Below are 21,169 nucleotides of genomic sequence, written 5' to 3' on the forward strand. Positions count from 1 at the left end.
TCGCTTCGTCGTCACCCTGCAGAGGTGGAGCCGGTGAAATTGGCGTTGATCCGTTGGTAGAGATAGTCCTCCGCAGTGATGGGCGCATACTTGCCGGACGGACCCTCGATCACCGCGTCTCGATTGGCCTGAGCGAAGAACGCGAGGCTGTAGCGAGCACCCTGATACTCCTCGGGGCCGGGGTTCTTGACGCGGTGAAAATTGGACGGCAACAGGTCGTCGCTCCATCGCATCAGCATGTCGCCGATGTTGCACGTGATCGCGTCGTCCGACGGTTCGATCGGGGTCCACTCCTGCGCGTCCATCTCGCGACCTGGGCACACCTGCAGACCACCCTGTCCATTGCGTTGGAACAGCAGTGTGAGGCAGTCGAAGTCGGTGTGCGCACCTGCGCGCCAGGTGTCTGCTGCCTCGTCGATGGCGAAGTAGTGCAACATCCGCAGCGTGCTCTGGTAGCTGTCGGCCGACGGATCATGGGCCAGGGTGAAAAAGTCCTGATCGAACCCCAGTCGGACGGCGAAACACGAGAGCAATCTCATCGCCAGTTCCCAGCATTTCGCCTCGAACGACAGGATGGTCTCGCGGAAACCGGCAACCTCGTCCTCCGTCGGCCAGAGATCGTCCATGTGCGGACGCGTGACCTGATACGACTCCTTCTGATCGGGTGTTCCGATCGACGGCCGCACCTGCGACTTGTACTCCCAACCGGAGTTGAAGCCCTTCTTCAGCGGGTACTGCGCCTTGACCTCCTCCGGCAGTGCGAAGAATTCTTCGGCCGCTGCGAAAGCGCGTCGAACCTCGGCCAGGTCGATTCCGTGTTCGACCACCTGAAAGAAGCCGATATCGGTAGCGGCGCTCCACAGTTGTTCGGTGATCTCCTCACGACGAGAGTCGAAGTTCGACAGATCGATTCGACGGATCTCGCGAGCCGTCGTCTCGGTGCCGATGCCGCCCATGCGGGCTTCGCGGTCCAGTTCGGTCAGTGGGTAGTTCATCGGTCGTCATTCTCCTACAGGTGGGTGTTCGTGGTGGGTGGTGCGCCGATCGAGCCGTGCCGATCAAGAGATGCCGATGGAGGGATCGGTGAAGCGGTTGGTGAAGAGTTGTTCGGCAGTCAGGTCTGCCGGGAGACGGGCTCCGTCGGCGGCGAGGACGGGTCCGAGCTCGGCGAGGTTGTTCTGGGTGCGCGCCGCGTCGTACGTACCCACCGACCCGTCGGCTTCGTTCGCGATCAGTCCTTGCTCCTTCAGCAGCGCCGAGCTGAACGCTGCTTCGCCGTCGGTGTACGGAGTGAACGACGTGTCCTGCGCGACGATGTCGACGATGGTGGAGTCGGTCTCCTCAGGCGCGGTGATGTAGTCGGCGGTCGCCTTCTGGACGAACGGGACGAGCTTGGCCAAGCAGGGTGACATCGCGTCGAGCTTGTCGGCTCGGACCGAGAGGTTCGATGCGTAGATGTCGAACCCGGTGTCCTTGACGAGCTGGTACGAGACCGGCTTGTCCCAGGCCGGTGTGTCCGATTCGTAGGTGTAGGGCTCCGAATTGGCGAAGCCCTGCTGCGCGATCTGCGGATCACCGACGAATCTGGCCGGAGCTCCGTCGTACCCGGTGTCGAGTTGCGAGGACTTCAGCAGCCCCTTCTGCACGAGCCACTGCGGGAATATCTGCTCTTTGGAGACCACGACGGTGGCGTCGGATCGTCCGATGTCGGCGATCGACGTCCAGTCCGGGTGGCTTTCCGGGTCCCACATCAGGATCGCGGGGCTGTACTTCAACAGTGGCGTCACCCCGACGACCGGTTGATCTGCCGCAGCCGCGATCACTTGGTCGCCGTGCACGATGCCGAGGTCGATCGAATCGTCCACGTACATCTGCGACGTCACCGATTGGAATCCGATGGCCGGCCCACCCGCTCGGAGCGAGAGGTCGATGCCGGTGTCCCTGCCGCCTGTCACCAGCGGACCGGTGACGGACTTCTCGTCGGTGTTCACGGAGTAGCCGGGACCGAGCATGCGAAACAGCGCGCCCATGTCGGATTGCGGCTGCCACTGGAGCTGAACAGTGAGAGTCGACGGACACAGTTCGGCCAGACTGTCCTGCGCCGCAACGGCTTCCAGGGTCTCCGAACTGGTCGGTTCGGCGTCGTCGGCGCTGCACGCGCTCACGCAGACCGATACGGCAACTGCAACCGCCGCGGCGGCGGCCCGAGTCTTCTTGGTGACCATAGCGAGTAACTCTCTTCTGGTTGGGGGTGTGAGACACGTTGTGGGAAAACGGTATTCGGCCGAGGAGGCGACGAGCGGCTGAGCACAGTGTGCACGAGCGGTGATTACATGTAAAGAGGAGAGTAGCCTCAGGTCCGGTTCCGAATCGCGGAGAGCCATCAAAGTCCTGTTCATACGCTCTACTGCGACTACAGGTCACCCAGAGTTTACGAGCAGAAACTCGTACGTAATGCATGCAATACATCCTTCAAGGTACCTAATTACATGCAATCAACGCCTGGAGCCTGAGATGGATCTGATCGATACCGTGCTCGATGTCGACGCGACGTCACTGATGAAGAACTCACAGATCACCTTCGACAAGGCGGTCAAACGATTCCCGACCGGCACGACAGCACTCGACGGTATCGACCTCGATGTCCGCAGAGGCGAGTTCGTTGCCGTGGTCGGTCCGTCGGGCTGCGGAAAGTCCACTCTGTTGCGCATGGCCGCCGGCCTGGATCGGTGCACGAGCGGCAGTGTTTGTGTTGCAACGTATTCCGTAGGGTTCATCTTCCAGGAACCGACGTTGATGCCGTGGCGAAACGTGCAAGGCAACATCGAACTCTCGGCGGAGCTCGGAGGCGTCGACAAGAACACTCGTCGCGAACGCGCAATCGCGGCGATCGACGCGGTGGGATTGACCGGCTTCGCCGACCAACTGCCCAGTGCGCTGTCCGGTGGCATGAAGATGCGGGTGTCGCTGGCCAGGGCGCTCACGTCCCTGCCCGAGGTTCTGCTCCTGGACGAGCCGTTCGGTGCCCTCGACGAGATGACGCGATACGACATGCAAGCTCTACTGCACCGACTCTGCAACGAGAAGAAGTTCACCGCCATGTTCATCACGCACTCGGTGTCCGAGGCCGTCTTTCTCGCCGATCGCGTCGTCGTCATGACGCCCCGACCCGGCAGGATTCACTCGGTGGTGGACATCGAGTTCGACAGGCCCCGCACCGAGAGCCTGCGATTCGACCGGGTCTTCACCGAGTACGTCGCACAGATCTCCACGAGCCTGCGGGGAGTTGCGTGATGACGCAGACGCTGGCGGTCCTCGTGCCGCGTATTCGTGCAAGCAGAGCGGTCAGGGATCGCGGCGCAATCATGGCGAGAAAGCCGAAGACCTCGCTGAGCGTGATCGGCGTACCCCTGGCGTCCTTCGCGGTGGCACTGGCGGCCTGGTACGCCGTGACGTACCTCGTCCTCGAGCCACAGCGACGCTTCCTGATCCCGGCACCCCATCGCGTCCTGACGCTGTCACTCCTCGACTCTGCACACCTCACGCCGATGCTCGAGGCCCTCGCCGTCACGGCTCGGGTGACCGCCATCGGGTTCGTCATCGCCGTCCTGTTCGGTGTGAGCGTCGGTGTCCTGATGAATCAGGCACGCTGGATCGAGCGTGCGGTGTACCCGTATGCCGTTGCCCTGCAGGTCATTCCCATTCTCGCCATCGTGCCACTGATCGGCCTGTGGTTCGGTTACGGCATGGTCGCCCGTACCATCGTCTGCGTGATGATCGCCGCGTTCCCGATCATCACCAACACTCACATCGGATTACGCTCGGTCGATCGCGGGCTGCACGAACTGTTCACTCTCGGCCGAGCGAACCGGTGGGAGCGCTTGACCAAACTCGAACTGCGCGCGGCACTTCCCTCGATCCTGACCGGCATCCGGACCGCCGCGGGGCTGGTGGTCGTCGGCGCGATCATCGGTGACATGTTCTTCGCGAAGGGAGAACCGGGCATCGGGACGCTGCTCGACGTCTATCGCAGCCGGTTGCAGTCCGAGGACCTCATCGCCGCGATCGCCATCGCGTCGGCCTTCGGAATCGCAGTCTTCTCGTTGTTCGGAATCCTCTCTCGCGCTCTCGTCGGCACGTGGCACGCATCGGGCTCGGACTCGTGATTCGGGTATCGCAGGCGGTGTAGGCGAGAATGTCCATCGGCACGATACGACGCACGTAACGGATGGAATCCATGACCACTTCCGAACGGGAACTTCTCACCGAGTCGGTTCATGCAACTCTGCGAGAGCAGATCTTTTCCGGGGAATTGCCTCCCGGCACCCCGCTGAGCGTCCCGGCGTTGGCCGCCAAATTGAACGTCAGCCGCACACCGGTGCGGGAGGCGGTACAGCAGTTGATCTACGAGGGTATCGCCGTACACACCCGCAACGCCGGTGCCAAGGTGGATTCGCTCGATGCCAACACCATTCGATCCGTGTTCGAGGTCAGAGAACTTCTCGACGGACTGGCGGCACATCGAGCAACGCTCAACGCGACGAACGACGTCGTGGACGAGCTCCGGGTCATGGTCGCCGAGCAACGCGCGCTGCTCGATCAACCGGCAGACGCACAGCGCGATGCACTGCTGGACCTTCGCTTCCACACGCGCATTCGCGATGTGGCCGACAACCGTCCGCTCAGTGACGCGCTGTTACGACTCGACAGTCAGGCGCACCTGTATCGCACCGACATGTGGTCGGGCGAGACCGCTCGGCGGCTCGCCGTGTCCGAGCACGAACGCATCGTGGACGCCATCGAGACCGGCGACGCCGAAGCCGCCCGGATTGCGGCCTCGGCGCACGTCGCGGGGTTGCTCGTGCGCATCACACGGACCTGATTCAGCGCCCGCTCAGATCGACGAATCGGCGGTGAACTTCGTCAATGTCGGCGGTGCGGCGAGCAGCGGCGGCAACTCGGCGATCTTGCCGGGGCCGGCGCGGAACTCGCGGTACTTCGCATCGGCCTCGGCCGACTCCCACGTCTCGTAGGCAATCACGTGTGCCTCGTTCTCCTCGTCGACCCACACCTCGACACCGAGGCAACCCTCGAATGCGCGAGTATCGGCGAGCACTGTCCGCAGCAACGCACGAGCATCGGCGACGGACTCGGGCTTGAACGTCAGATCCAACAAAGCGATGAGTGCCATGGGCCTCACACTAGTCATCTCAGCCGAAGTGCCAAGTAGAACTCGATTCTGTCCTCGAGTCGCGACAGATCGCGGCCGGTCAGTTCCTCGATCCGCTGGATGCGGTATCGGACGGAATTGACGTGCATGTGCAGTTGGTCGGCACAACGCGTCCAGGCACCGTTGGTGTCGAGGTACACCGACAGTGTCTCGACGAGATCACTGTTGTGCAGGTCGTCGTAGTCGACCAGGGGAGTCAGCAGCCGCGAGGTGAACATGCGTCGCACGTCATCGGGAACGTTGGCGAGAAGTATTGTCAGCGTGGCCAATTCATCGTGGCCGACGACGCTGCAGTCCGAGCCACGGCGCTCGGCGAGTCGGCGGGCGTAGCGCGCTTCCTCGATCGCGCTTCGGATGTCGGCGGGTGCGGTCGGAGCGCTGACACCGATCGAGGTGCCGCTACCGATCAGTCCCGGTGCCAACGTGTGGACGGCTCGCCGAACCGAATCGGTTCTATCGGTTCTCGCCTCCACCAACGCGATGGCCTCGTCGTCGACGATTCCGACCGTGATCTCCAACGGTGCCAGCACTTCTCGCAGCAACGGGCGTAGCTCACCGAGCCGTAAGGTCTCGCCGGATGTGGCCACAGCCACTGCAGCGTAGCGTGTTTCGATATCGAGTCCGATGACGTTCATCTGGGCGAGGATGTCGGCGGCACTCGCGCCCCCGACGATCGTGCGGACGAATTCCTGCGCCAGAATTCCCGACCCCGACAGGCGATCGTCGACGCGACTGCGCTCCATGGCCACGATCGACGCCAGCTGCCCGGCCAGGGAGAGCCTCGGTGCATCCCATGTCTGCCAATCGCTTTCGAATGCCACGAACCAATCCACGACCCGCGGTGCGGACTCTCCATCGACGGCGAACACCGAGACTCGCTGCTCTCGGCAGTACCGCGGCAGCCGCACCGACGTCATGAACTCCTGCGCCACGGCTTCGGTGTCCGGCGGATTGTCGGATCCAGCGAGTACCCGTCCCGACGCAGTGACGACCCAGCAGTTCATGCCCAGATCGGAGCTGACCATCTCCAGCAGCGGACCGAGTCCGCCGCCGGGGCCGGCACTCGCCACGAGGCGTCGATGCCTGTCGAGCACGAGACTCAGGTCCGAGGCTCTCGCCGTCGACAGTTGCCTGACGACGCTCTCGGTGACCGTGGCGAAAGCGATGTCGGCGGGTACACGAAAGAGCGGCAGCCCGTGCTCGAGGCAGGCGTCCACCAGATCGTCGGGCACCACGCCGTCGTCGGATGCCGCCAGCGCTGCGATGCCGGCCTTGGACACCGCCCGTACGAACGTCCTCGAGTCCTCGGGGCCCGTCCGCCACATCAGACCGGTCAACACCAGCTCTCCCCCACTGAGGTAGCGGCTCGGATCGAGCATGTCGGTGGTCACGACCCATCTGATGGTCGGATCGAAGTGCTCGGGCGTGACGATCGGCTGCAGTTTCAGATCGGGGAGATCGGCCAGATCACGCAGCCTCATGGTGAATCGACCTCCTCTTCGTAGGATCCTCCAAAACCTACACTGTGATCGCCGTCATACTTCGTCGTTCCTGTCTCTCGTTCGCGGTGCGCCCGGCGGCTGTACTGGGTGAACACGAAATATGGACAGCGAGCGGAGCACCGAATATGGATTTCCTGCGACCACAGACCTGGGGCGACGCGTTGGCCGCAAAGGCCGACGACGTCGACGTGGTGCCCATCCAGGGTGGCACCGACGTCATGGTCGAGATGAACTTCGACCTGCACCGGCCGGGCGCATTGCTGGATCTGAACCCGATCACGGAACTCACCGAATGGGAACGGCTTCACGACGGGACGCTGCGGGTGGGCGCAGGCGTGCCCTACGTCCGCATCATCGCCGAGCTCGGAGACACGCTTCCCGGCATCGCCCAGGCGTCCCGCACGGTCGGTTCACCGCAGATCCGCAATCGCGGCACCGTCGGCGGCAACCTCGGCGGCGCATCACCCGCAGGCGATCTGCATGCGCCCCTGCTTGCGGCGGGCGCAACCGTGGAAGTCGAATCGGCCGAGCGCGGTGTGCGCATGATTCCCGCGACCGAGTTCTACCTCGGCGTCAAACGCAATTCCTGCCGGCCCGACGAACTCATCCGCGCCTTCCACGTAGCACCGGCAGCAGGACCGCAGTACTTCTCGAAGATCGGCACCCGCAACGCCATGGTCATCGCCGTCTGCTCGTTCTCGATCGCACTGTTTCCGCAGGAGGGTCGCGTCGGTACCGGTCTCGGCTCCGCTGCGCCGACGCCGCGACGGGCTTACGATGCCGAGAACTACCTCGCGGCCGAACTCGAGTGGGACGGTGCCCTCGATCCGCGGGTGTCGGAGGAGTTCGGCCGATTGGTCAGTGCGGCAGCAAGTCCCATCGACGACGTACGCGGCACTGCCGATTACCGCAAGCACGCCCTGTCCGTGATGGCCCGGCGAACACTGGGTTGGGCATGGCGAGACCTCACAGCCGCACGGAAGGTGGCCTGAACATGCGAGTCAACTGCACCATCAACGGAAGAGACATGGAAGCCGACGACGTCTGGGAGGGCGAGAGTCTGCTGTACCTGTTGCGCGAACGCATGGGACTACCCGGATCCAAGAACGCGTGTGAGCAAGGCGAATGCGGTTCGTGCACCGTCTATCTCGACGGCATACCGGCGTGCGCCTGCCTGGTGGCAGCCGGGCAGGTAGAGGGTCGCGAGATTCGTACCGTCGAGGGCCTCGCCGACGGGGACAAGCTCGACCCGATGCAGGAAGCGTTCGTCGAGTGCGGAGCCGTCCAATGCGGCTTCTGCACGCCGGGACTCGTGGTTCAAGCCCACGATCTGATCGAACGCGTTCCCGATCCGCCCGATGCCGAGATCCGTGAATCTCTCGCCGGAAACCTCTGCCGCTGCACTGGATACGAGAAGATCCTGGACGCCGTACGGCTCGCAGCAACTCGAAAGGCCGAAGCCAAATGACCACGGTGATCACCAACGCCTACATCGCCCCCATCGTCGGTGACGAAATCCAGAACGGATACCTCGTCGTCGAGGGCACCACGATCAGCGCCATCGGATCGGGCCCGGCACCCGTCATCGCCGGAGCCGAGACCATCGACGCGTCCGGTTGCCTCGTCACCCCCGGTCTGGTCAACACCCACCACCATCTCTACCAGTGGGCCTCCCAGGGCCTGGCCAAGGACAACACGCTCTTCGAATGGCTTGTCGCACTCTACAAGCCGTGGTCAAAGATGGATGCCGAGGTGGTCGGGGGTGCCGCTGCGGCCGGTCTCGGTTGGCTCGCGAAATCGGGCTGTACCACCAGCACCGATCACCACTACATCTTCCCCAAGGGCCGAGGCGACCTGTTCGCCGCCGAGATCGACGCGGCGCAGCGCATCGGCGTCCGATTCCAGCCGTGCCGCGGCTCGATGGACCGAGGTGTGTCCGACGGCGGATTACCGCCGGACGAGGTGGTGGAGTCCCTCGACGACATCCTCACCGCCACGGCCGAGGCCATCGACACCTATCACGACGCATCCTTCGGTTCGATGCTCCGCATCGCGGTCGCACCCTGTTCACCTTTCTCCATCAGCAAAGAGCTGCTCGTGGAGTCCGCAGGACTTGCTCGCGCCAAAGGCGTTCGGCTGCATACACATCTGGCCGAAACCCTCGACGAGGAAGAGCACTGCCTCGCTCAGATGAACTGCACCCCGGTCGAATACATGGAGCAGGTCGGCTGGCTGGGTGACGACGTGTGGTTCGCCCACGCGGTACACCTGCACGATTCCGATATCGCGAAGATGGCGGCCACCGGTACCGGTACCGCGCACTGCCCGAGCTCCAACGCACGACTCGGCGCGGGTATCGCCCGGATCTCGGACCTGCTCGCCGCCGGCGCGCCCGTCGGCCTCGGAGTAGACGGCTCGGCCTCGGCCGAGATGGTGCCGCTGGCCGGCGAAGTCCGTCAGGCGATGTACATGCAGCGTGCCAAGTACGGACCGACAGCACTGACGGCGCGTCAGGCACTCGAGATCGGAACCCTGGGCGGTGCAACGGTACTGGGTCGACAGAGCGAGATCGGTTCGCTCGAGGTCGGCAAGCTCGCCGACATCGCGATCTGGCGCACGGACGGTTTCTACTCGGCCGTCGACGACCCCGTCGTTGCGTTCGCGTACGGGCAGACACCACCACTCGCGCGGTTGATGGTGGGCGGGCGAACGATCGTCGAGAACGACATCCTCGTCAGCGCACCGCAGGACGAAATAGGCCGCGCCGGAGCCGATGCTCACCGTCGCCTGATGAAACTTGCGGAGGACGTGCTGTGAGCGCCCCGACCACTACACCCCGGCAAGCTCCCGCCGACATCCCCGCACCGGGACGCGGTCGCGTCGGCGACAGCCCCCTGCGACCCGACGGCACGCTGAAGGTCAAGGGCGAGTTCGCATATTCGTCTGACCTGTTCATCGACGGCATGCTCTGGGGCGCAACGCTTCGCAGCCCCCACCCCCGTGCGAAGATCGTCTCCGTCGACATCTCGCAGGCTCTCGTGACACCCGGCGTCGAGGCAGTACTCACCCACGACGACGTACCGGGACGCAAGTGCTTCGGGCTCGACCACACGTGGGATCAGCCGGTGCTGGCCTTCGACGAGGTGCGGCACGAGGGCGAACCGATCGCCCTGATCGCGGCCGATCATCCCGAAACCGCCCGGCGCGCAATGGAGAAGATCGTCGTGGTCTACGACGTGCTCGAGCCCCTGACCGACGCCCGACGCGCAGCGCTGGACCCGGACTACCCGAAGGTGCAGGACCGCGGCGGGGTGGCGCGCCATCAGCCGGTGCGCGTCGGCAATGTCGCCGCCGCTCGGGCGACCGCGGACGTCATCGTCAGCAGCGACTTCGCGGTCGGCATTCAGGACCAGGCATTCCTGGGACCCGAATCCGGCCTCGCCGTGCCCGCCGAGGACGGCGGCGTGGACCTCTACGTCGCGACCCAGTGGATGCACAACGACCTCGCGCAGATCGGGCCGTGCCTCGGACTGCCCGAGGAGAAGATCAGGATGACGCTCGCCGGCGTCGGTGGGGCATTCGGTGGCCGCGAGGACCTCTCGATGCAGATCCACGCGGCAATGCTGGCGATGCACACCGGCAAGCCGGTCAAGATCGTCTACAACCGCTACGAGTCGTTCTTCGGTCACGTGCACCGCCACCCCGCGCAGATGCACTACGAGTACGGCGCGACCCGCGACGGCAAACTCGTGTTCGCCGATGTCGAGATCATCCTCGACGGTGGCGCGTATACCTCGGCCACCCTCAACGTGGTCGGCAACGCAGCCTCGCTGGGCGTCGGACCGTACGTCATTCCCAACATCGAGATCGACGCGTACGGGGTGTACACGAACAATCCACCCTGTGGTGCGATGCGCGGATTCGGTGCAGTACAGGCATGTTTCGCGTACGAGTCGATGATGGACAAGCTCGGCGAGGCCTGCGGTATCGGTCCCGTGGCCATCCGGCAGATCAACGCCGTCAGCCAGGGTTCGATCCTCGCCACCGGCCAGGTCATCGAAGCACCTGCCCCATTGGCCGAGATGCTCGCCCGAGCCGAGGCGATGGAACTGCCTGCCCCCGTGGACGCGTCGGACATCCGTAATCTGCCGGGCGGGGCGTCGCAGACCACCCACGGCGAAGGCGTCGTGCGCGGGATCGGATACGGCGTCGGGATCAAGAACATCTGCTTCTCCGAGAACTACGACGACTACTCCACTGCGCGCGTTCGACTGGAAGTGATCGGCGGTGAGGCAACAGCATTGGTGCACACGGCTGCTGCCGAGGTCGGACAGGGTCTGGTGACGTTGGAGGCGCAGATCGCACGCACCGAGCTCGGCGTCACCAAGGTCGTCATCCATCCCGCCGACACCAAGGTCGGCAATGCAGGCTCCTCGTCTGCGTCGCGCCAGTCGTACATGACCGGTGGCGCAGTCAAGACCGCGTGCGAGGCCGTACGCGAGGCGGTGTTCGTCCTGGCCGGCCTGTACCTGGGCCGGGCGGTGGCCGACCTGAGCCTCGACGGCGGCAAGATCATCTCGGCCACCGACGGTGTGCTGGCGACGATCGAGGATGTGCTCGGCGAGCGGGTCATCGAGCAGACGCGAGAATTTCACCACCGCCCCACCAGCGGAATGGATCCGGTCACCGGACAGGGAGCGAGCCACACCCAGCTCGCACTGTGTGTCCATCGCGCCGTGGTGGACGTCGACGTCGAACTCGGTCTGGTCAAGGTCGTCGAGATGGCGGCCGTGCAGGACGTCGGCAAGATCCTCAACCGGCTGTCACTCGAAGGCCAAATCCACGGCGGCACAGCGCAGGGCCTCGGTCTCGCGGTGATGGAAGAGATAGTCGTCGTTGACGGTCTGGTGAAGAACCCGTCGTTCACCGACTACCTCATTCCGACGATTCTCGACATGCCGCCCATGAAGCTGGACATCCTCGAGAACCCAGATCCCCTGGCACCGTACGGTCTTCGCGGTGCGGGTGAGCCCCCCACCCTCTCGTCGACGCCCGCCGTTGTCGCAGCCATCCGCAATGCCACGGGGCTCGCGTTGACCCGCGTGCCCGTTCGACCCGAACACATCATCAACAGCTGATCCGAGTTCCATCCCCATTCGACGAAACCTTCTCCGGCACAACCGCACCGACGCCAACTCCCCCGGCACGTCGGCCCGGCCCCACGCTCGACGAGGTTGATCACGCCCTGGGAGGGCCGATCATGACCGACGTACGCACATCCAGCACTCGCCAAAGTGGACGAGGTCGATCCCAGATCGACAAGTTCTTCGACATCACCGGCCGCGGTTCGACGCTCTCGCGCGAGATCCGCGGTGGTGTCACCACATTCGTGGCCATGGCCTACCTGATCGTTCTCATCCCTCTGATCATCGGTGATGCCCGCGATGTCACCGGTGCCACGCTCGATCCGGCGCAGCTGTCGACCATGGTGGCATTGTCTGCCGGTCTGACGACCATCCTGATGGGGGTCGTCGGAAACGCGCCCCTCGCCATGGCGGCCGGCCTCGGAGTGACGCCGATCGTGGTGTTCCAGGCGGCCCCGTACATGACCTGGCCGCAGGCGATGGGGCTGGTGGTTCTCGAGGGCGTCGTCATCGTAATCTTCGCTCTCACCGGCATTCGGCAACTCATCATGGATGCCATACCTCTGGTACTCAAGCAGGCGATCGGCGTCGGGATCGGTGCATTCATCGCGCTCATCGGCCTGGTCGACGCCGGGTTCGTCGGACACCACGAGTCAGCAGCAACCGCGGTCACCCTCGGCACGTTCGGCAAGCTCGCCGGCTGGCCCGTATTCGTCTTCTGCGTCGGCCTGATCCTGATGATCATGCTGTTCGTCAGGAGGGTGCCGGGCGCGATGCTGATCGGCATCTTCGTGGCCACCAATCTGGCTATCATCCTGAACTCGGTGTTCGACATCGAACCGGAGGCGTGGGGACCGGTTGTTCCGAAGGTGCCCGATTCCATCGTCGCCACACCACAATTCGACCTGCTGTTCAACGTAGACCTGTTCGGCGGCTTCGCCCGGGCCGGAATCGTCACGGCGTCGGTCGTACTGTTCACACTCGTTCTCTCGGGCTTCTTCGACGCCATGGGCACCATCCTCGGCGTCGGCGAGGAAGCGGGCCTGGTCGACAAGCAGGGCAGGATGCCGGGATTGAGCCGCATCCTCACCGTCGACGGCATCGGTGCCATCGTCGGAGGCGCGATCAACGGATCTGCCAACACGGCCGTCGTGGAGTCCGCGGCAGGCGTCACCGAAGGTGCCCGAACCGGTCTTGCCAGCGTCGTCACCGGCGGACTGCTCACGAGCCTGATCTTCTTCACCCCGCTGGCCGGCGTGGTTCCGGTCGGCGCAGCAGCGCCGGCCCTGGTTCTGGTGGGCGCGCTGATGATGACGCACGTGCGCAAGATCGACTGGGAGAACACCGAAATCGCGATCCCGGCCTTCCTGACTATCGTCTTGATGCCGTTCACGTACTCGATCACCGTCGGAGTCGCAGCAGGTGTCATCTCGTACACACTCGTCCGGCTGGCGAAAGGCAAAGTACGCCAGACTCATTGGTTGCTGTACCTGATGTCGGGCATCTTCCTGATCTACTTCGCCCTGCACCCCATCGAAGAAGCGCTGGGAATCTCGTAACGTGAAAGAGATCGTCGAACGGCTGTCGGCCTGGGACCACGAAGGTGTTCCCTACGCGGTAGCGACCGTCATCGCGGTATCCGGAAGTGCTCCACGGCTTCCGGGTGCCGCGATGGCGGTCTGCGCCGACGGTGAAGCAGTGGGCAGCGTCTCCGGCGGCTGCGTCGAAGGAGCCGTGTACGAGCTGTGCCGTCAGGTTCTCGACACCGGCGAGTCCGTCCGAGAATCGTTCGGCTACAGCGATGTCGACGCTTTTGCGGTCGGCTTGACCTGCGGGGGAGTGATCGAGGTGTTCGTCCGCCTCGGACCGCCGCGGGCGGTACTCACGGCCATCGCATCGGACTCGGCAGTGGCCACGGTGACATTGCTCTCCGGGTCCGGGGAGTCGCTCGCGGTGTCTTCCACGGCAACGATCGGCAGCACCGGGTTCTCCGACGTCGATTCCGTCGTCGTCGGTGAGGCGCTGGCGATGCTGGACTCCGGCGGTACCGGCATCCGGTCGGTGCGGTGCAGGCCGGACCTCGACGTGTTCGTCCAGTCGTACGCCACCGCCCCGCGCCTGCTGATCTTCGGGGCCATCGACTACGCCGGAGCACTCGCGCGCGTGGGCAAGTTCCTCGGGTATCACGTGACGGTGTGCGATGCCCGTCCGGTATTCGCAACTGCTGCACGGTTTCCCGACGCCGATGACGTCGTCACCGAATGGCCGCACAGCTACCTGGCGCGGACGGAAGTCGATGCCCGGACGGTGATCTGCGTGCTCACCCACGACGCCAAGTTCGATGTACCCCTGCTCGAGGTGGCTCTGCGCCTGCCGGTGGCATTCGTCGGGGCAATGGGATCGCGCCGTACCCACGAGGACCGCGCGGCCCGGTTACGCGAGGTCGGGCTGACGGAGCAGGAGCTGGCGCGCTTGAAGTCTCCGATCGGCTTGGACTTGGGTGCGAGAACACCAGAAGAAACTGCGCTGGCCATTGCGGCGGAATTCGTCGCCGTGCGACGCGGGGGTAGCGCGCTGCCTCTCACACGCACTGCTGGTCCGATCCACCACGACGAGGCGAATGCAAAATACGCGTAGACCTCTGTGGTGTTGCTTCATCCGGAGATCGATGGCGAAGGGTCGACTGTTGTGATGGATTCCGTGGGTGCTTCTACGGTGGTCGACCTCGCGCTAGTGCACGCGTTCGTCGACTCGATGGACGTGGTTGCTGCGAAGTTGAGCATCCTCGGTTGGACCCCGCACGCAACTGATGGCGAAGACACCTGCATCGATCAGCAGTGGGAGTACCCACCGTCAGGCAACTTGTGGCGGATCCATACAGGGCAACGCGGTGCTGAGTTTTTCATGGGCTTCATCGTCAACACTGTTGACGAAGCGTCAGCCCTGGATTTTGTCAGACTTGCCCGTTCCATCATTGCTCCGTGGTCTCGAAGCAGTGAATCGACACACCTTCGCGACGAGTTCGATTCAGAGGTCTGGAAAGACAACGTCCGCGTCATCACCCTTCGACTTCTACCCGGCACTTCCCGCCGCGTGGGCAAATCGGTCCCCCCTGCGCTTCAACTCACCGTGCAAGACGTGGGCAGTAGATCCACCTGACCCGCCGATCAGAGTTCATCCCCAAGCAATTGTCATTCGGACCGAAATTGCCTGCTCGAGAGGCCTGAATCGAACGTTTCCGTTTCTGTCGGTGGCCCGGGTTAGTCTTCACCTCGTTCGAACGCATGTTCTGAAACGTTGCTCACCGGGGGGTGAAATATGGGTGCAGTACCGACCGTGTCACTGGAGGCGTTGACCGCTGCCGCGCGTGAGGAGAACCGGCACGCGGCCCTCAAGATCACCGCCTGCTACCGCGTGCACTGCGACTGGATCACCCGCGACACCAAACACAAGCACTACAGCCGGTACGGGCGCACCGAGATGGCACTCGCGTTGGGCTGCTCCGCCACGGTCGCCGAAGCGTACGTCTCGGTCGCAGTCGCCCTGCACACCCGGCTCCCCCTGGTACGGGCCGCGTTCGAGACCGGCGAGATCGACCTCCCGCGAGTGCGGACCGCATGCCGGATCCTCGACAACCTCTCCGACGACATCGTGACGTTGGTCGAGAAAGAAGTAGTCGAAGCAGCGCGACGCAACTCGCCCGGCCCCCTCGAGAAAGAGATCTGGGACATCCTGCTGCGCGTCGCACCCGAGGAAGCAGCAGCACTGCGGGAGTTCGCGAAGAAATTCCGCACCGTCACCTACAGCCCCGCCGGGGAGTTGGCACGGATCCGGGCCGAGTTGACCGCACCCGAAGCCGCCGCCGCATGGCAGCTCCTCGAAGAAATGGCCGACACCCTCTGCCCCAAAGACCCGCGCGGTAAGAAAGAACGCCTGTGCGATGCGTTCATGGCCCGCATGCACGGCGAACCCCGCCTGGCGTGCCTGTGCCAACGCGAGGATTGCCCCAAGCCGGGTGCGGTGCTGCCGGATCGGCGGGTGCCGTTGACGATGATCACCGTCGACATCGCGACCCTGATCGGACTGTTGGCGAATCCGGCGTATCTGGCCGGGCACGGATCCATCGACCCGGAACTTGCCCGGGAGTTGGCACGCAACAGTCACTGGCAGATCCTGCTCACCGAAGCCGTCACCCTCGCCGAATCCCTCGGCCTCGCCGTGCAGAACCCGGAGACCGGGGAATGGGAAAGATGCTCGGACGGCGAGAAGGCAGAGGCTGCAACAGGACCCGAGCCGGGAACAGTGACGGACGCGGACGCGGGCACAGACGCTGCCGCGGACGCGGACGCAGGCAGAGAAGAAGACGCGGACTCGGCTGCTGATGCTGATGAGGGAATGAGGTCGGCCACGGATTCGGGGGCCGAGACAGATGCCTCGACCGGACAGACTTCGGCCAGTTCACCGGGAAACACCTCGGCATCGACACCGGAACCAGCGCCACCGGCAGACCAGGTCGGTGAGTCCGAGGAGAACGGCGAGTCCGCACCAGTACCCGCGACCGACCCGTCGGCAACTCCCTGCCCGGGTTCCGCCGGTCCAGTCCGGAACCGTGCAGCAACAGGCTCTACGGCACCGGTGAGCGAACCGCTAGCGGAGGCAACGTCGGCCACCGGCCCTGAGGCAGCTGCAACGTCTGAGCCCGTATCAGCTTCGCGATCACCTGCGGAACAGACATCGCCGACACCTAATGTCGCACCGAACTGTTCGGAATCACGCTCTTCCACAACACCATCCGGCACCGCCACATCCGGTCCAACGTCAGCCGAAGGCCCGGCACCAGGAACAGGCTCGGCTGCGGCCAGCGACAACCCACACCAGCGTTGCCTAGGATCACTGACCTCCGCCGCATCCCTGTTCTGCACCCACACACCAATCGGTAAGGGCACACGGCACAGCTCTGCCCTCGACCTCTCGACACTCAACCGCGCCGCCCCGAATCGCGCTGCCCTGAATCAGGCAGGCCTCGGGCGTTCGAGCAACCGCACCGGCTGTACAGCCAGCAGCCTCTACCTCGGCAACGCATCCCTGGCCGCAGCACTCGAAGCCGCCATCGCCGCCGACCCCACACTCGCCCGATCAGTACCCCGCGACCCACTCACCGACCGAGCCCTGATCTACCGACCCGACACCCTCACCACCGCCGCCGTCCGACTCCGCGACAAACACTGCCGCTTCCCCGGCTGCCACCGACCCGCCACACGCTGCCAACTCGACCACATCGTGGCCTTCGACCACACCAACCCCCACGGCGGCGGCTGGACCACCGTCAACAACCTCCAATGCCTCTGCGAATACCACCACACCGTCAAAACCGCCGGCTACTGGAAAGCCGTCATGCTCCCCGGCGGAGCCATCCTCTGGAAATCGACATCGAACACCATCCGAATCACCCTGCCCACCAACGGCACAGCAGTCCCCATCCTCGGCAACGACCTCAGACCACACATCCCCACCCAACCAAAACGATCCGGCATCATCGCCTACCCCGAGCCACCCGATACCCCGACACTGGAGCCGAATGTCGAAGAAGCACCGCCGTTCTAGAAGCTGCGTCTCACATGGAGAGTGCTATCGCACCAACAAACGCCCGGTCGAGGATTCCGAACCTGCGATCCACGACCGCCGCACCACACCCGACAAACCCAGTCGATCGTAGGCAGTCACCGGGTTGCGGTGGTACAGCTGCGCCACATCCACGGTGAAGTTCTCCTCCGGCGCAAACGCCACCAAGTCTGCAGCGCTACCGATCTCGATGCGCCCTCGATCAGCCATACCTACTTGGTCGGCAGTGTTGGTGGCCATCCACCGCACGATGTCGGTCAGTGCGAACCCACGGGCACGCGCCTCGGTCCACACCGCAGCCAGCGACACCTGCAACGACGCGATCCCGCCCCACGCATCACCGAAGTCTCCGGTGTCGAACCTCTTCAGATCGGGAGTACAGGGGGAGTGGTCGGTGACAATCGTGTCGATCGTGCCGTCGGACAAACCCTGCCACAACAGCTCTCGGTTTCCGGCCTCGCGGATCGGAGGGCAACACTTGAACTGGGTCGCCCCGGCCGGCACTGCTTCTGCGTCGAAACACAGATAATGCGGACAAGTTTCGACGGTCACCCGTATGCCGTCTCGCTTCGCCGACGCAATCATCGGCAACGCATCGGCACTCGACAGATGCAGAACATGCACCCGACACCCCGTCCGACGAGACAACTCGATCACCTGCTCGATCGCTCGGTTCTCAGCGGCACGCGGACGCGATTCCAAGAATCCCGAGTACTCACGGCCCGCCGCCGACGGTGCCTCGGCGATCACCTCGGCGTTCTCGGCATGCACGATCATCAACCCGTCGAACGACGCGATCTCGATCAAGGCCTTCTCGAGCTCCGGAATCGTCAGCGGCGGAAACTCGTCCACCCCAGACGCGAGCAGGAAGCACTTGAATCCGAAGACACCCGCATCGTGCAGCGGTCGCAGCTGATCGATGTTTCCTGGCACGGCACCGCCCCAGAATCCAACATTGACGACCGACTGATCTGCCGCCACCCGCCGCTTGATCTCCAACGACGCAACATCGATCGTGGGCGGAATACTGTTGAGCGGCATGTCGACGATGGTGGTGATGCCTCCCGCCGCGGCCGCCCGAGTAGCGCTGGCAAACCCCTCCCACTCGGTGCGCCCCGGCTCGTTGACGTGGACGTGGGTGTCCACCAAACCCGGCAGCAGCACCTCGTCCGGCCCGAGCTCGACCACCACCGCCGCAGAAACGCGCGCATTCAGAGAGTCGATTGCCACGATCCGGCCGTCGCGGACGGAGATCGAGGCCGCAACCTCCCGGCCGCCGATCACCGCCCGCGAAGCGCGAACAACCAGATCAGACTGCACTGGAGACACTCTGGAGCTCCGAGGACTTCCACGCGATGTCGGCAGCATCGAGGGCTTCGGCGTCGAGTTCCCCGAACAATCGCAATCGGGACAGTCCGCCATCGGGGTACACGTCCAGTCGCAGGTGCGTGTACGCGTCGGCCTCGTTCAGCAGGAACCGGTGGCGCGTATCCGGTTGAACGGCGGTGCGGGGCAGAATCTCGCTCCACGCCGTCGGGTCCGTGATGTGCCGGCGACGAGAATCGATGGCGCTGAGTCGAATCCACCCCGGTGCGTTACCGACGTAGTAGCTGGTATCGACCTCCACGTGGCGTGGGGCACCGGGAGATGCGAGAGCGAACACCGCGAAGTCGTTGCCGCCGTTGCGTCGTCGAGAATTCTCCCAGCCTTCGCCCATGTTGCGAGCCCGCCCGGGCAAGATGATGTTGGCCGGCGAGGAGTAGAACGCATCGGAGCAGTCCGTGAGCCGAGCGCCGTTCTCGGCGGCGAGCAGGTCGACGGTGCCTGCGAGGAACCGCGGATCCTGCACCACCTGACCGTGCACACGGAACCGGGCAACGCCGCCGTCGGGGTAGATCGACAGACGCACATGGGTCCACCGGTGCCGATCGGCCACCGCGTAGGCGTTCGCGGTGTCACCGGCCGCGGGGGACTTGTCGACGATGCTGTGCCACTCTGCCTTCAGCACATCCTCGATGGATGGATAGCCCTCGATCGACGCCGCCTCGATGGAGACGAACGGAGGGTAGTTACCGGTGAAGTGAGCGGTGTCGACCACGACGCCGTGCACGATGCCCGGTGCCCCCAGTCGCACGATCGCCCAGTCGTGACCACCTTCGTCGCGGCGACGACGAGTCTCCCACCCGTCGTACACCTTTCCCTTGTGGCCGAAGTCGGCGGGATCGAACAGCGGAGCATCCGGCTTGATCAGGTTCTCGCGCTGGGCGAACAGCTCGTCATTCGCCGCGGAGACGCTGCCGCCGAGCGCCCGAGAAGCCAGGTCGGTCAGCGTGGTGAAATCGGTTCCGGTCATGAAGTTCCTTCCAAAATGTGTGTGGTGGCCAAGGTTCGGCCTACCTCGTGCAACAACCTGGCCGCATCACGCATCGAGATCCGCGGGTCCGGCTCCAGGTCGGTGAGTGCATAGGAGGCGGTGATTCCGTAGGGGCGCAGTCGATCCAAGCCGATGACGCTGCGTCCAGCCACGGTGATCACCGGAACACCGGCTGCACGTGCAGCGTGCGCGACACCGATCGGTGCCTTGCCGTGCAAGCTCTGCTCGTCCAGCGAGCCCTCACCGGTGACAACCAGATCGGCCGACGCCAGAGCGCTACCGAAGTCGATCAGGTCGAGCACGGTCTCGATACCCGGCTTGGCCGCAGCACCGAGCACGGCGATGGCCCCGAACGCCGTTCCGCCTGCCGCCCCGGTACCCGCCAGGCCGCTGAGGTCACGGCCGATTGCGCTGCGCACCAGATGCGCCCACTGCCGCATTCCGTGTTCCAGATACAGCAGCTCCTGCGGTCCGGCACCTTTCTGCGGTCCGTACACCGCCGCGGCTCCGGTGACACCGAGCAACGGATTGTCGACGTCGCAAGCCAGCTCGAACGTGGCATTCCGAGCCGACGGCAACAAGCCGCTCAGATCCAGGTGGACTGCACCGCGCAGTGGGCCACCGCCGAGCGCGACGTCGTTGCCGTCGGCATCGAGGATGCGCGCACCGAGTGCGACGAGCATTCCGGCGCCGCCGTCGGTGGATGCGCTGCCCCCGAGCCCGACGACGATACGCCGCGCACCTGAAACAGACCCGGCACCCGCCTGAAGAGCGTCCGCGATGACGGTACCGAGACCGAACGTGCTGGCTCCCAGCGCATCCGGTAGTCCATCGGGCAGAAGCTCGAGCCCGACGGCCGACGCCAGTTCGACGACGGCGGTATCGCCCCGCCGGGCGTAGGAGGTGTGCACCGGTGCACCGGTCGGTCCCGAACAGGTCACTGCCACTCGGTCCCACCCGGCGGTGACGGCAGCATCGACGGTGCCGTCACCGCCGTCGGCGACGGGTAGGCACACCGTCTCGAGCGACGAATCGACCGAGAGCATCCCCGATGCCAACGCCCGAGCGACCTCCGCCGCCGAGAGCGAGCCCTTGAACTTGTCCGGAGCGAGCAGAATGCGCGTCATCTCTAGTCCAACAGGAGCAACGCGGTGGGTGCGTCGGACGAGGTGTTTGCCAGCTCCTCGAACTCACCGACGTTATCGATCTCGGTGCCCATCGAGATGTTGGTGACCCGTTCGAGGATGATCTCCACGACGACGGGAACCTTGTGCTCGTTGGCGAGAGTCCTGGCCCG

The 21,169-nt window shown here is 64.5% G+C and carries 18 protein-coding genes; 11 read left to right on the forward strand and 7 right to left on the reverse strand.

The genetic code is table 11. From position 1 onward, the window contains the following. Nucleotides 1–11: 11 nt before the first annotated feature. Nucleotides 12–995, reverse strand: a complete 984-nt coding sequence (locus tag R4P57_RS26515) for an isopenicillin N synthase family dioxygenase (protein ID WP_317805866.1) — start codon at nucleotides 993–995, stop codon at nucleotides 12–14. Between the two features lie 63 nt (nucleotides 996–1,058). Beyond that, complete coding sequence (locus tag R4P57_RS26520) at nucleotides 1,059–2,225, reverse strand: ABC transporter substrate-binding protein (RefSeq protein ID WP_317805867.1); 1,167 nt, start codon at nucleotides 2,223–2,225, stop codon at nucleotides 1,059–1,061. Between the two features lie 289 nt (nucleotides 2,226–2,514). On the opposite strand from R4P57_RS26520, the gene R4P57_RS26525 reads away from it, so the two are divergent. The 3 genes from R4P57_RS26525 (at nucleotide 2,515) to R4P57_RS26535 (ending at nucleotide 4,882) form a co-directional block, all read left to right on the forward strand. Continuing rightward, nucleotides 2,515–3,294, forward strand: a complete 780-nt coding sequence (locus tag R4P57_RS26525; RefSeq protein ID WP_317805868.1) for an ABC transporter ATP-binding protein — start codon at nucleotides 2,515–2,517, stop codon at nucleotides 3,292–3,294. Continuing rightward, nucleotides 3,294–4,166: an ABC transporter permease gene (locus tag R4P57_RS26530; RefSeq protein WP_411742447.1), complete on the forward strand. Its 873-nt coding sequence runs from the start codon at nucleotides 3,294–3,296 to the stop codon at nucleotides 4,164–4,166. Before R4P57_RS26525 ends, R4P57_RS26530 begins: the two co-directional genes overlap by 1 nt. 71 nt (nucleotides 4,167–4,237) lie before the next feature. After that, complete coding sequence (locus tag R4P57_RS26535; RefSeq protein WP_317805869.1) at nucleotides 4,238–4,882, forward strand: GntR family transcriptional regulator; 645 nt, start codon at nucleotides 4,238–4,240, stop codon at nucleotides 4,880–4,882. A gap of 12 nt (nucleotides 4,883–4,894) precedes the next feature. Here the strand turns inward: R4P57_RS26535 and R4P57_RS26540 are convergent, their stop codons facing one another. Further along, a complete protein-coding gene (locus R4P57_RS26540; RefSeq protein WP_317805871.1) occupies nucleotides 4,895–5,191 on the reverse strand; it encodes a putative quinol monooxygenase in 297 nt (98 codons plus the stop codon). A 14-nt stretch (nucleotides 5,192–5,205) separates the two neighbouring features. Continuing rightward, a complete protein-coding gene (locus R4P57_RS26545) occupies nucleotides 5,206–6,711 on the reverse strand; it encodes a PucR family transcriptional regulator (protein ID WP_317805872.1) in 1,506 nt (501 codons plus the stop codon). Nucleotides 6,712–6,857: 146 nt separating this feature from the next. On the opposite strand from R4P57_RS26545, the gene R4P57_RS26550 reads away from it, so the two are divergent. The 8 genes from R4P57_RS26550 to R4P57_RS26585 all read left to right on the forward strand — a co-directional run bounded on the left by R4P57_RS26550 (nucleotide 6,858) and on the right by R4P57_RS26585 (nucleotide 17,480). Continuing rightward, nucleotides 6,858–7,724 carry an FAD binding domain-containing protein gene (locus R4P57_RS26550; protein WP_317805873.1) on the forward strand — a complete coding sequence of 289 codons (867 nt, stop codon included), beginning with the start codon at nucleotides 6,858–6,860 and terminating at the stop codon, nucleotides 7,722–7,724. Nucleotides 7,725–7,726: 2 nt separating this feature from the next. Then, nucleotides 7,727–8,200, forward strand: coding sequence for a (2Fe-2S)-binding protein (locus R4P57_RS26555; protein WP_317805875.1), 474 nt, complete (start codon nucleotides 7,727–7,729; stop codon nucleotides 8,198–8,200). Then, nucleotides 8,197–9,549 (forward strand): 8-oxoguanine deaminase, encoded by a 1,353-nt coding sequence (locus tag R4P57_RS26560; protein WP_317805877.1) that lies wholly within the window; start codon nucleotides 8,197–8,199, stop codon nucleotides 9,547–9,549. The genes R4P57_RS26555 and R4P57_RS26560 overlap by 4 nt, the downstream gene beginning before the upstream one ends. Continuing rightward, a complete protein-coding gene (locus R4P57_RS26565; RefSeq protein WP_317805878.1) occupies nucleotides 9,546–11,870 on the forward strand; it encodes a xanthine dehydrogenase family protein molybdopterin-binding subunit in 2,325 nt (774 codons plus the stop codon). Before R4P57_RS26560 ends, R4P57_RS26565 begins: the two co-directional genes overlap by 4 nt. Nucleotides 11,871–11,992: 122 nt before the next feature. Beyond that, entirely contained in the window at nucleotides 11,993–13,435 is a 1,443-nt protein-coding gene (locus R4P57_RS26570; protein WP_317805880.1) for an NCS2 family permease, read from the forward strand. 1 nt (nucleotide 13,436) lies between these two features. Next, nucleotides 13,437–14,513, forward strand: a complete 1,077-nt coding sequence (locus R4P57_RS26575) for an XdhC family protein (RefSeq protein ID WP_317805881.1) — start codon at nucleotides 13,437–13,439, stop codon at nucleotides 14,511–14,513. A 9-nt stretch (nucleotides 14,514–14,522) separates the two neighbouring features. Continuing rightward, nucleotides 14,523–15,035, forward strand: a complete 513-nt coding sequence (locus tag R4P57_RS26580; RefSeq protein ID WP_317805882.1) for a hypothetical protein — start codon at nucleotides 14,523–14,525, stop codon at nucleotides 15,033–15,035. Between the two features lie 159 nt (nucleotides 15,036–15,194). Continuing rightward, on the forward strand, nucleotides 15,195–17,480 hold the full coding sequence (locus tag R4P57_RS26585) for an HNH endonuclease signature motif containing protein (protein ID WP_317805884.1): 2,286 nt from the start codon (nucleotides 15,195–15,197) through the stop codon (nucleotides 17,478–17,480). A 24-nt stretch (nucleotides 17,481–17,504) separates the two neighbouring features. Here R4P57_RS26585 and allB read toward each other — a convergent pair whose 3' ends face one another. The 3 genes from allB to R4P57_RS26600 are packed head-to-tail and all read right to left on the reverse strand — an operon-like array spanning nucleotide 17,505 to nucleotide 20,999. Next, nucleotides 17,505–18,866 carry an allantoinase AllB gene (gene allB, locus R4P57_RS26590; RefSeq protein WP_317805885.1) on the reverse strand — a complete coding sequence of 454 codons (1,362 nt, stop codon included), beginning with the start codon at nucleotides 18,864–18,866 and terminating at the stop codon, nucleotides 17,505–17,507. Further along, nucleotides 18,808–19,851, reverse strand: coding sequence for an allantoicase (gene alc / locus R4P57_RS26595; protein WP_317805886.1), 1,044 nt, complete (start codon nucleotides 19,849–19,851; stop codon nucleotides 18,808–18,810). The genes allB and alc overlap by 59 nt, the downstream gene beginning before the upstream one ends. Then, nucleotides 19,848–20,999, reverse strand: a complete 1,152-nt coding sequence (locus R4P57_RS26600; RefSeq protein ID WP_317805888.1) for a glycerate kinase — start codon at nucleotides 20,997–20,999, stop codon at nucleotides 19,848–19,850. The genes alc and R4P57_RS26600 overlap by 4 nt, the downstream gene beginning before the upstream one ends. Nucleotides 21,000–21,169: the final 170 nt, after the last annotated feature.

Origin of the sequence: Rhodococcus sp. IEGM 1330 (genome assembly GCF_033142445.1) — a bacterium.
Classification (GTDB): Bacteria; Actinomycetota; Actinomycetes; order Mycobacteriales; family Mycobacteriaceae; genus Rhodococcoides.

What these genes read in the sequence shown, in the direction of transcription:
- R4P57_RS26515 (WP_317805866.1), bottom strand. Translation starts at nt 995, where the DNA reads ATGAACTACCCACTGACCGAACTGGACCGCGAAGCCCGCATGGGCGGC.
- R4P57_RS26520 (WP_317805867.1), bottom strand. Translation starts at nt 2,225, where the DNA reads ATGGTCACCAAGAAGACTCGGGCCGCCGCCGCGGCGGTTGCAGTTGCC.
- R4P57_RS26525 (WP_317805868.1), top strand. Translation starts at nt 2,515, where the DNA reads ATGGATCTGATCGATACCGTGCTCGATGTCGACGCGACGTCACTGATG.
- R4P57_RS26530 (WP_411742447.1), top strand. Translation starts at nt 3,294, where the DNA reads ATGACGCAGACGCTGGCGGTCCTCGTGCCGCGTATTCGTGCAAGCAGA.
- R4P57_RS26535 (WP_317805869.1), top strand. Translation starts at nt 4,238, where the DNA reads ATGACCACTTCCGAACGGGAACTTCTCACCGAGTCGGTTCATGCAACT.
- R4P57_RS26540 (WP_317805871.1), bottom strand. Translation starts at nt 5,191, where the DNA reads ATGGCACTCATCGCTTTGTTGGATCTGACGTTCAAGCCCGAGTCCGTC.
- R4P57_RS26545 (WP_317805872.1), bottom strand. Translation starts at nt 6,711, where the DNA reads ATGAGGCTGCGTGATCTGGCCGATCTCCCCGATCTGAAACTGCAGCCG.
- R4P57_RS26550 (WP_317805873.1), top strand. Translation starts at nt 6,858, where the DNA reads ATGGATTTCCTGCGACCACAGACCTGGGGCGACGCGTTGGCCGCAAAG.
- R4P57_RS26555 (WP_317805875.1), top strand. Translation starts at nt 7,727, where the DNA reads ATGCGAGTCAACTGCACCATCAACGGAAGAGACATGGAAGCCGACGAC.
- R4P57_RS26560 (WP_317805877.1), top strand. Translation starts at nt 8,197, where the DNA reads ATGACCACGGTGATCACCAACGCCTACATCGCCCCCATCGTCGGTGAC.
- R4P57_RS26570 (WP_317805880.1), top strand. Translation starts at nt 11,993, where the DNA reads ATGACCGACGTACGCACATCCAGCACTCGCCAAAGTGGACGAGGTCGA.
- R4P57_RS26585 (WP_317805884.1), top strand. Translation starts at nt 15,195, where the DNA reads ATGGGTGCAGTACCGACCGTGTCACTGGAGGCGTTGACCGCTGCCGCG.
- allB (WP_317805885.1), bottom strand. Translation starts at nt 18,866, where the DNA reads ATGCTGCCGACATCGCGTGGAAGTCCTCGGAGCTCCAGAGTGTCTCCA.
- alc (WP_317805886.1), bottom strand. Translation starts at nt 19,851, where the DNA reads ATGACCGGAACCGATTTCACCACGCTGACCGACCTGGCTTCTCGGGCG.
- R4P57_RS26600 (WP_317805888.1), bottom strand. Translation starts at nt 20,999, where the DNA reads ATGACGCGCATTCTGCTCGCTCCGGACAAGTTCAAGGGCTCGCTCTCG.